Raw genomic sequence first — 10,000 nt, 5'->3', positions numbered from 1 at the left:
ATGGTACAGGATTTAACTGAGAAAGATTATGTTATTGTTTATGATGGGAAAAGTAGCCTTAATGTTATGAGAATGTTTGGTATTTAAGTAATAAGTAATAAGTTGATCGGTATTTTATTGAATATCTTTGAATATATCTAATATCCATTCCTTATTTTCTATTACTTAACCATCATGATTCCTCGCCAATTAAACCTTCAAAATTTTCTTAGTTATCGTCAAGCAAAATTAGATTTTACAGGATTACATACCGCTTGTATTTGCGGTGCAAATGGTTCGGGAAAATCATCTCTATTAGAAGCAATTACTTGGACAATTTGGGGAAAAACTCGCACAGCTACAGAGGATGATGTTATTCATTTAGGAGAAAAAAATACAAGGGTAGATTTTGAGTTTATTTATAAGGAAGAATTTTATCGAATAATTCGTACTCGTCAAAGAAAAGGAAGTGGCACTTTAGATTTTCAAATAATTAATAATAATCGTTATAAATCTCTTTCAGGTAAAAATGTTAGTGAAACTCAAAAAGAAATTATTAAATGCCTAAAAATTGATTATGATACTTTCCTTAACTCTGCTTATTTAAGACAAGGTAGGGCTGATGAATTTATGTTAAGAAAACCTGCGGAAAGAAAGAAAATTCTGGCGGATTTATTAAAGTTAGATCAATATGAAATATTAGCAGAAGAATCTAAAGATTTAGCTAAACAATATAAAGTTCGTATTGAGGATATAAGTCAACAATTAGAAGATATTGAGAATAAGTTAGAGGGAAAAGAAGCCATAAAATTAGATTTGGATAATACTAAGAAAGATTTAAAATATTTTCAAGATTTGGAAGCAGAAAAACTAACAAAGTTAGAAACTATTAAGAGTTTGCATAATCAACGAGAAACATGGGAAAAAAGATTAATTTGGCAAGGGCATCAATTAGATAATATATTAAGAACAATTCAGCAGTTAGAAATAGAAAAAGTTAACCTTGAAACTGAGATTAATAAGTTAGCTATTATTTTAGATAAAGAGGAAAATATTGTATATAATTATGAGCAATTACAGAATTTAAAAGAAGAAGATAAAGAATTAAGTCAAAAATTTGCTACTTATCAACAATTATTAGAGACAAAGCAAAAGTTAGTACAACAATTAAGGGAAGAAAGTAATAACTTAATCTTAGGTATTCAACGAGAAAAAACTAATCTTGAAAATTTACTCAAACAGGAAACAGAATTAGAAAAAACTGTTAGTAAAAGTCATGAGTTAACCTCTGATTTAGAAAAACTAAATTTATTGCGTCAACGGTTAAAAGAATTAGACGAAATTCAACTACAAATTACTCCTTACTTACAGCAACAACAAACTATTAAAACTGAGTTAGAAAGGGAGAAAGCAAGGTTACAGGTAAAATTAGAGCAGTTACAAGAAAAGGAATTAGCTATACAAGAAACACTAGCACAAGTGCCGATTAAGAGGCAACAATTTTTTAGTTTAGAAAAACAGCTAGAAATAATAGAAAATAATAAAAACTATCAAAAGAGAATTCAAGAAAAAGGAGAGGAAAAAAAAGGCTTCATTCAACGATATATAGATAAACAAGAAAATTTAGCAAAACAAATTGTCAAGTTACATAATAAGTTAGAAATGTTGAATCAAGAGAATGCTATTTGCCCTTTATGTGAAAGAGAATTAGACGAAAATCACTTACGTCATGTTATCACTAAAACCGAAGAAGAAGAAAAACAAATAAAATCAGAATCATGGCGTTATGAAATAGAAAAAGTTAATTGTGAAAGAGAATTAGAAAAGTTAAGAATTGAGTATAGAAAATTAAATGAAGAATTAGCTAATGAAAATAGTTTAAAACAAGATTATGCTAAACTTGAAAATCAATTATATTTAACGGAAGATATTTATAATCAACAGGAAGAAATTCAACAACAAAAAGCTGAATTAATGACGTTGTTGGATAGTGAAAATTATGCTCAATCCTTACAGTCAGAGTTAGCTAATATTGAGCAAAAAATATTACAGTTAAATTATAATGAAAAAGATCATGCGTTATTAAGACAAGAAGAATCTAGCTTAAGAAAGGTGGAATTTCAACAGTTAAAAATCAAAGATGCCCAAAAAGAATTAAATAAATTATTAAAAAGAAAACCAGAGTTAGAATCAAAAATTCAGCAGTTAGAAATCGAATTAAAAACCTTAACCGAAAACTCTCAGATTCAGTTAGCAATTAATAAGATTGAAAGTGAAATTAAAATCGTTAACTATGATAGCAATTATCATAATAATGTAAGGCAAAATTTACGCGATTTACAAGATTGGCAAACTCAATATTTAGAGTTACAACAAGCTAAAAAACAATATCCTCAATTAACTAAAAAATGTCATCAATTAATTACTAATATCGAAAATTATCAACAGGAAAAAATTATAGGCGAAGAAGAATTAAATACTATCAATCAACAATTATCCTCCCTTACGGATTATACTGCTGAATTAAATAATTTAACGAATGAATGTTCACAATATCGAAACAATATTAATAATTTATTGACAAAGAAAGGTGGATTAGAACAATACTTAACTAATATAAAAGATCGAGAAAATGAAAGAAAAAAATTAGAAGAGACATTGCAAGAAACCCAGAAAAACTATCGTATTTATCAAGAATTAAGTATCGCTTTTGGCAAAAACGGTATTCAGTCTTTAATGATTGAAAATATTTTACCTGAACTAGAAACAGAAGCAAATAATATTTTATCTCGTTTAACTAACAGTCAATTACACGTCCAATTTTTAACCCAAAAACCTAAATCTAGTCGTAGTAAATCCTCTTCTTCTCAATTTAAAGATACTTTAGAGATTATAATTTCTGACACTCAAGGTACAAGATCCTATGAAACCTATTCTGGCGGTGAAGCATTCCGCATTAATTTTGCTATCCGTTTAGCTTTATCTCGAATTTTAGCCCAAAGATCCGGCACTGCGCTACAATTACTCATCATCGATGAAGGTTTTGGTACTCAAGATTCAGAAGGTTGCGATCGCCTAATTGCTGCGTTAAATGCTATTGCGGAAGATTTTGCCTGTATATTAACCGTGACTCATATGCCACAATTTAAAGAGGCATTTCAGACGAGAATATAAGTTTATAAGACGGAAACAGGCCCAAAAATCCAACTTTCCACCTAAAACTCAACTTAACTGTATTTTTTTACCGTCAATAAAGTTTTTTAAAGGTTTAAATTTTTTTAATTTATTTACCAAACGATTTAAAACAACGGAAAAAATAATTGCTGTAAAAATTAATAATAGTAATTGACGTAATTGCCAGAGAATGTAAAGAGAAATTAAAAAACATAAAAAACCGACTGATTGACCAAAATTCATATTTACTAAGGAATTAAATATAGATTATTTTGAGATCTGACAATAGATAATAGTATCAATAAAATAATTTAAAAAATTTTAAAAAAATTTACCTAGATTTTGACTCGTTCTTGCTTGATTAATGGTAAATTTTAACTTAAATGGATTATCAATAATGAATTACTGACATGAATCAAGATAACTTTAACTCTTTCGTTTCTTCTATAGCTTTAAGTTTACTTAGCCCAACGGTGATTATTAGTAAAATAGTAGAATCTGAATTAATACAAATATTGGAGGATATAGGTAAAGCTAGTGAGGAGATTTTTCGAGGTGAAAGATTACCTATTCTCAATTATCAACACCAAATCAAAAATGATGATGTTATCTGAAGTTAAACGAAGTATATAAGTTCAATTCCTTGAGTCGAAACCTAGCAATGGGAACATTATTCCTTTGGGTTTGTTCTCATTCCTAATTCTTTATTTCTAATTCCTAATTCTTAAGATCGTTCTTCTATGGGAATATACTGTTGATTATGTTTTCCGATATATACTTGAGTTGGTCGGAATATACGGTTAACAGTTAATTGTTCTTTCCAATGAGCTAACCAACCAGCTACACGAGAAATGGCAAACATAGGGGTAAATAAGTCCGTTTTGATGCCTAATTTGCGATAAACCAATCCAGAGTAAAAATCGACATTCGCATAAATTCCTTTAGCACCTAATTTTTCAGCGACAACTTTTTCGACTTCTAACGCAATATCATAGTAATCATCATGACCTGTTAATTCAAATAATCGCTCGGCTAACTGTTGTAATATCTTCGCCCTAGGATCTTTTACTTTATAAACTCGATGACCAAAACCCATGATTTTCTCTTTATTTTCGATACATTTTTCAATGTAAGGACGGACATTTTCAATACGCCCAATTTCTTCTAACATAGTTAAAACTTCTTCATTCGCTCCTCCATGTAAAGGACCGGCTAAAGTCCCGACAGCCGAAGCGACTACGGCATAAGGATCTGTTAAGGTTGATGCTGTCACCATGGCGGAAAAGGTAGAGGCATTCATGGTATGTTCAGCATGAAGCATTAAACAAACATCAAAGATTCTCGCTTCTAAAGGTTCGGGTTCTTTTTCTGTGAGCATATAAAGAAAATTAGCGGAATAGTTTAAGTAATCGTTGGGTTTAACAGGATCATTCCCATCACGCATTTGTGCAAAAGCCGCTACCATTGTGGGAATTTTCGCTAATAAACGTATTACTGCATCTCTAATATATTCTTCTTTTGCTAAGGCACGACGAGAATAAAATAAACCTAAAGCGGCTGCGGAAGTTTGTAAAGCATCCATAGGATGTCCACTTTCAGGAAAACATTTCATCATGTCCCGAATATGATATTTAATGCGTCGGTGATTGTTAATATCTTCCTGAAAAATGCTTAATTCTTCTTTGGTAGGTAATTTACCCCAAATTAATAGGTAAGCGGTTTCGAGAAAAGTGCTTTTTTGAGCTAATTCTTCGATATTAATGCCTCTATATTCTAAAATACCTTCTTTACCATCAACAAAACTGATACTAGATTGAGCGACGGGAATTCCCTCTAAACCGGGTTGATATTCACAGGTGGTCATATTTATTCCTCTACAATAAAATTTAAAATAATAGTGAAATTAAGTCATTAGGTATCAAACAAAAGTCATAGAAGATACTAAACCATTAACTGATAATCTAAGAATTATCTAAGTAGTAATCCATTTAGGACCGGCTAATAAAAATAATTCACTTCTACCGATGGGATTAGATAAATCCAATAATTCCAAACCAATAATACCAGCTTTTTTGAGGATTAATTTTCCGTGAATTTGTCCCCAAATCATTAATTCTGCCCAATTAGTGAGATCTGGTTGATGACCGACTAAAGCAATACTACTCTCTTGTTTATAATCTGAATTTTGTAACCAACTAATCCACTCTAATATATTTCCGTCAGGTATTAAGGTAGAATGTTCAATAATGTGAGAAGTTAATTTTGCTTGTTGCAGAATGATAGCAGTTTCTTTGGCTCTAATATAAGGACTAGTAACAATTACATCAAATTTTATCTCTAGACTGGCTAATTTTTGAGCAACTTTCTGGGTTTTAGTAATTCCTCTACTGGTCAAAATTCTTTGAGAATCATTCTGTTCAATATTCCTCGATTCGGCGATACCATGACGGATTAAATATATTTTCATCTTATAATTTCTTGACAAGTCATGTTTTTAAAATTTTTTGATTATTAAAGCTAATTGTCAACTGTACATCGTCAACTGTCAACTGTTAACTAGCAATTGTTAATTATGAATAATTAATAATTAGAAACAGACAATCTTGATCAATAATGTAATTACTGGTCAAAGTGTTCAATTAATATAAAAAAATGACAACAGATATAATTCCAATACTTGAATCTTTTCGTGAATTTGTTAGTACTCATGATTATAAAAACAATCCAATTTTAAGTATTTATGTAAATATTGATTCTACAAATCCCGATAATAGGAGAGAACAACCAGCGTGGCAAATTGAGTTAAAAAACGAATTAAAACGAATTGAGTCACAATTAGATCCTCAAGAAATCAAGCGTTGGGATAATCAGAAAATTTGGTCAGATACTGAACAAAAGATTTTCAATTATTTACAAACTCAAAAACCAACGGGAAAATCTGTAGTTTTATTCACTGATTTTAATGACATCATCGGCGTTGATTTACCTATATCTTTCAAAACTTCTATTTACTACGGGTTACCACAAATTAAGCATCTTTTATTTGCTCTTGATCAGTATAAAGAGTATTCAGGAATTCTTTTGTCTGGATCTGAAGCTAGAATTGTTGAAGTATTTTTAACTAGATCGAGTAATGAAATAAAAATAGAAACAGAACACGAATTATCTCGCAGATTTGGACGTAAATCTCAAACTTTGGCAAACGATCGCCGTGATCAAGAATTTGAACTTCGTTTTATCAGAGAAATAGCTACTGAAATCAATGAATATTTTATTGATCATTTAGAAGATTCCCGTATTATTTTTGGCGGTAATTTACAACAAGCGGCAAAAGTCAACAATGCTCTAAATCGGGCTGTCAAAAATTTAGTAGTTGCCATTGAACCCATAGATTTTAAACTTACTGATAGCGAAGTTGCTGAGATTATTCGTCCGATCGCCTATGCTTATGAACAGGATCATGATGTTACAGTAGTAGAAAATTTACTATATCACTTTAACAAAAATGGTACTGCGGTAATTGAAAAACAAGGGGTTGAAAAAGCCTTAAGTGAGGCTAGAGTTAAAACCCTCGTACTTCCTTATCCTGTTGATACCGAAGAATTTGATGCTCTGATTGTTGATGTTATTTTATCCGGTGCAAAAATTGAATTTGTCTATGGTGAAGGAGCGGAAAAATTAAAACAGTATGGTGGGATTGGTGCCGTACTTTACTATTCTACAAGATAGTATATAAGTAATGGGTTGAACAATCTTCAACTCTTACAAATTCTTCATTCTTGATTCTTCATTTTTAAACCGACTACTTTACCTATAATGGCGATCGCCGGAGCAGAAAATCCAGTTGTTTCAACTTGATCCAGAATATCTCCTAAAGTACCGTATAATTCTTCTTGTGCTGGTGTTGTCCCCCAACGAATCAAGGCGATTTGAGTTTTTTCGTCTAAACCCCCTTCTTTCAATTCAGGGATAATATGGCTTAAATTATGAATGCCCATATAAATAACGATGGTTTCTGAACCAAGGGCGATAGCTTTCCAGTTAACATCTGGGCGATATTTCCCAGCAGATTCATGACCAGTGACAAAAGTAACCGATGAGCTATAACCCCGATGAGTAACAGGAATATTGGCATAAGCCGGGGCAGCGATACCGGCGGTAATACCGGGTATAACTTCTACGGGAATCCCCTCCGCCATTAAATCTGTCATTTCTTCTCCACCTCTACCAAAGACAAAAGGATCACCTCCTTTCAAGCGTACGACTATAGCGTGTTCTTTTGCCTTCTGAATTAATAATTGAGTTGTTTCTAGTTGTAGCAAAGAGTGATTACCTCTTCTTTTTCCGGCATTGATTTTTTCAGCATAGGGATTGATCATTCCTAAAATTTCCTTACTGACCAAAGCGTCATAAATCACTACTTCGGCCAATTCTAACAGGGTTTTACCTTTGATGGTTAATAATCCTGGATCACCAGGTCCAGCACCGAGAAGATAAACTTTACCAACTTTTTGAGACTCATTTATGATCATTTCACTACCTGAATTCAATCTATTTTATTCCTCTTGACAGATGAGAGACTATTTTAAAAAATTTTTTACTTGGAGTCTGTGACTAATTACTCATTATTCATCAATAATTGTCTGCGATATTCTGAAGCTTGTTGAGTATATCCACCTTTTTCATAGTATTTAATCGCCGTTTCCAAATCGTCCATTTTGAGACAAACTAAAGCGGCTTTTTCCCATTTTTCGAGATATTGCCACAATTGTGCCGCTTCTTCCCATTTTTCGAGATATTCGCAAACCGTAGCTAAATTTTGCCAATTAGACAGTTTTCGCCAACATTCTTCTGCTTTTTCCCAATCTTGACATTTTTCAGAACAAATAGCGGCTTTTTCGATTTCGTTAATTAATAACCATGCTTTAGCGGCTTCTTGCCATTTTTGTTGATATTCACAAACGATGGCTAATTTTTCCCATTTCCATAGTTTTCGCCAACATTCTTCTGCACTACTCCAATTTTCAGCTTTTTCATAGCAAAAGGCTGCTTTTTCGTTATTATTTGCCCTTAAATAAGCCGATGCCGCTTCTTGCCATTTTTCGAGTTTTTCACAAGCATAACCAAATCTTTCCCAATTTCCTGATTGTTGCCAATATTTCGCTGCTTTTTGCCAATCTTGACAATTTTCGTAGCAAAGGGCTGCTTTTTCTAGTTGATTCACCTGTAACCAATCAAATGCTGCTTTTTGCCATGGCCCTTGTTTTTTACAAGCATTTTCAACTCTTTCCCAATTTTCTAGTTTTTGCCAACAATCTTCGGCTTGTGGCCAATATTTTCCTTTTTCATAACAAAGTGCGGCTTTTTCTATTTCTCCTTGATTTTGCCAACAATTACCGGCTTTTTCCCATGTTTCTAGTTTTTCCCAAATATCAGCGGCTTCTCGCCATTTTTCTTGTTTTTCTAAAATATGAGCAATATGATCGTTTTTGTGTAACTGTCGCCAACATTTTTCAGCTAATTGCCAAGATTCTCCTCCTTCATAACATAAAGCGGCTTTTTCTAATTCATTAATCTTTTCCCATGCTAATCCTGCTTTTTGCCATTCTCCCAAATTTTCCCAACTTTCGGCTGCTTCCTGCCATTTTCCTTGTTTTTCACAGGTTAAAATAATCCTTGTCCAATTTTTGGCTTCTAACCAACATTTTTCAGCTTTTTCCCATTCTTGACATTGTTCATAACATAATGCTTCTAATTCATGGGGATTGGTGTTACTCCATGCGGTAGCAGCTTCTTGCCATTTATGTTGTTGCTGTAATGCTATTGCTACAAAACCCCAATAACCCAATTCTCGCCACAAATTTTCAGCATTTTGCCATTGATTAGCCTTTTGATAACAGAAAGCAGCTTTTTCCGTTTCAGCGATTTTGAGCCAATTTTGAGCAGCTAAATCCCAATTTTCTTCAGATTCATAGGATAACGCTAATTCTTGCCAATTTCCTAATTCTTCCCAGCATTTTTGAGCCGAAGCCCATTTTTGAGCCTTTTGCCAACACAGAGCGGCTTTTCCCACCTCTCCCTGTTTTTGCCAACAATTACCAGCTTTTTCCCACTGTTGCAAATCTTCCCAAATGGAGGCTACTTTATCCCATTTATCTAATTTAGTCCACATTTTAATCGCTGATTTAGTTAAATCATGTTGACGATAATATTGATCAGCTAATTCATAATATTTATCACCTTGTAAACTTAACTTTTTGTTTTGACATTCATCTCCTGCTAATTCCCATTGATTATCTTTTTCTAAACATCTTAATTTACCTTCAAAATCATCGGCTTTTTCATAACAAAATTTAGCTAATTTATAATCTTTTTCAACCTCAAAATAATTACCTCTTTTTTGCCAATCTTCAGAAGATAATACTGCCCATTTTGCTAACCACAATTTTTTATCAACTTCATTCCAACAATCAATAGCCTCATCAAAAATGCCTAATTTATTCCAAATATCCCCAGCTTTACCCCAATTTCCTTGTTCTTCTTCTAGTAATGCTTCAACTTTTGCTGCACCAATTATATTATTATAACGATGATATATTTGACTAACTATTTTATAAGCTTTAACAGTGCTTTTCTCAAGATAATTTTGAGCAATTGAATTGATTTCAGAATCATTATATTCATTTTTAAATAAAGGTTCTAATTCAGTTTCATAACCTAAATCTACATAATCACCAATGGTGGAAAAACTCCAAATGGGATCTATTTTTTGATCATAAAAATATAAATTTTTCCTAGCAATATTTGTACAACTATAGATATAGTTATATTTTAAGTTATCTACCTC

General features: G+C 32.1%; 6 protein-coding genes and 2 pseudogenes. 3 read left to right on the top strand and 5 right to left on the bottom strand.

Translation table 11 applies throughout. The features are described from left to right. Positions 1-174: 174 nt before the first annotated feature. Positions 175-3,153 carry an exonuclease subunit SbcC gene (gene sbcC / locus FWJ34_RS15285; RefSeq protein WP_308256201.1) on the top strand — a complete coding sequence of 993 codons (2,979 nt, stop codon included), beginning with the start codon at positions 175-177 and terminating at the stop codon, positions 3,151-3,153. Between the two features lie 99 nt (positions 3,154-3,252). On the opposite strand, the pseudogene FWJ34_RS15280 reads toward sbcC, so the two are convergent. Continuing rightward, a pseudogene (locus FWJ34_RS15280) lies at positions 3,253-3,396 on the bottom strand (AI-2E family transporter); the annotation flags it as partial. Between the two features lie 167 nt (positions 3,397-3,563). Here FWJ34_RS15280 and FWJ34_RS15275 point away from each other — a divergent pair. Further along, entirely contained in the window at positions 3,564-3,767 is a 204-nt protein-coding gene (locus FWJ34_RS15275) for a hypothetical protein (protein ID WP_308256200.1), read from the top strand. A 110-nt stretch (positions 3,768-3,877) separates the two neighbouring features. On the opposite strand, the gene FWJ34_RS15270 is transcribed toward FWJ34_RS15275, so the two are convergent. Together FWJ34_RS15270 and sixA are read right to left on the bottom strand one after the other, a co-directional pair. Beyond that, positions 3,878-5,017, bottom strand: a complete 1,140-nt coding sequence (locus tag FWJ34_RS15270) for a citrate synthase (RefSeq protein WP_308256199.1) — start codon at positions 5,015-5,017, stop codon at positions 3,878-3,880. 108 nt (positions 5,018-5,125) lie between these two features. After that, the gene (gene sixA, locus FWJ34_RS15265; RefSeq protein ID WP_308256198.1) at positions 5,126-5,620 is read right to left on the bottom strand and encodes a phosphohistidine phosphatase SixA; all 495 of its coding nucleotides are present in this window, start codon (positions 5,618-5,620) and stop codon (positions 5,126-5,128) included. 185 nt (positions 5,621-5,805) lie between these two features. Between sixA and FWJ34_RS15260 the strand changes: the two genes are divergently transcribed. Next, positions 5,806-6,882: a hypothetical protein gene (locus FWJ34_RS15260; protein WP_308256197.1), complete on the top strand. Its 1,077-nt coding sequence runs from the start codon at positions 5,806-5,808 to the stop codon at positions 6,880-6,882. A 44-nt stretch (positions 6,883-6,926) separates the two neighbouring features. On the opposite strand, the gene cobA is transcribed toward FWJ34_RS15260, so the two are convergent. Next, positions 6,927-7,685, bottom strand: a complete 759-nt coding sequence (cobA, locus tag FWJ34_RS15255) for a uroporphyrinogen-III C-methyltransferase (protein ID WP_308256196.1) — start codon at positions 7,683-7,685, stop codon at positions 6,927-6,929. Between the two features lie 86 nt (positions 7,686-7,771). Continuing rightward, a pseudogene (locus tag FWJ34_RS15250) lies at positions 7,772-10,000 on the bottom strand (hypothetical protein); the annotation flags it as partial.

It is taken from the genome of Geminocystis sp. GBBB08 (assembly GCF_016743215.1).
Classification (GTDB): domain Bacteria; phylum Cyanobacteriota; class Cyanobacteriia; order Cyanobacteriales; family Cyanobacteriaceae; genus Geminocystis.
Note: the sequence above shows the minus strand (reverse complement) of the source record. Positions and strands in the feature narration are given on the sequence as shown.

What these genes read in the sequence shown, in the direction of transcription:
- sbcC (WP_308256201.1), top strand. Translation starts at nt 175, where the DNA reads ATGATTCCTCGCCAATTAAACCTTCAAAATTTTCTTAGTTATCGTCAA.
- FWJ34_RS15275 (WP_308256200.1), top strand. Translation starts at nt 3,564, where the DNA reads ATGAATCAAGATAACTTTAACTCTTTCGTTTCTTCTATAGCTTTAAGT.
- FWJ34_RS15270 (WP_308256199.1), bottom strand. Translation starts at nt 5,017, where the DNA reads ATGACCACCTGTGAATATCAACCCGGTTTAGAGGGAATTCCCGTCGCT.
- sixA (WP_308256198.1), bottom strand. Translation starts at nt 5,620, where the DNA reads ATGAAAATATATTTAATCCGTCATGGTATCGCCGAATCGAGGAATATT.
- FWJ34_RS15260 (WP_308256197.1), top strand. Translation starts at nt 5,806, where the DNA reads ATGACAACAGATATAATTCCAATACTTGAATCTTTTCGTGAATTTGTT.
- cobA (WP_308256196.1), bottom strand. Translation starts at nt 7,685, where the DNA reads ATGATCATAAATGAGTCTCAAAAAGTTGGTAAAGTTTATCTTCTCGGT.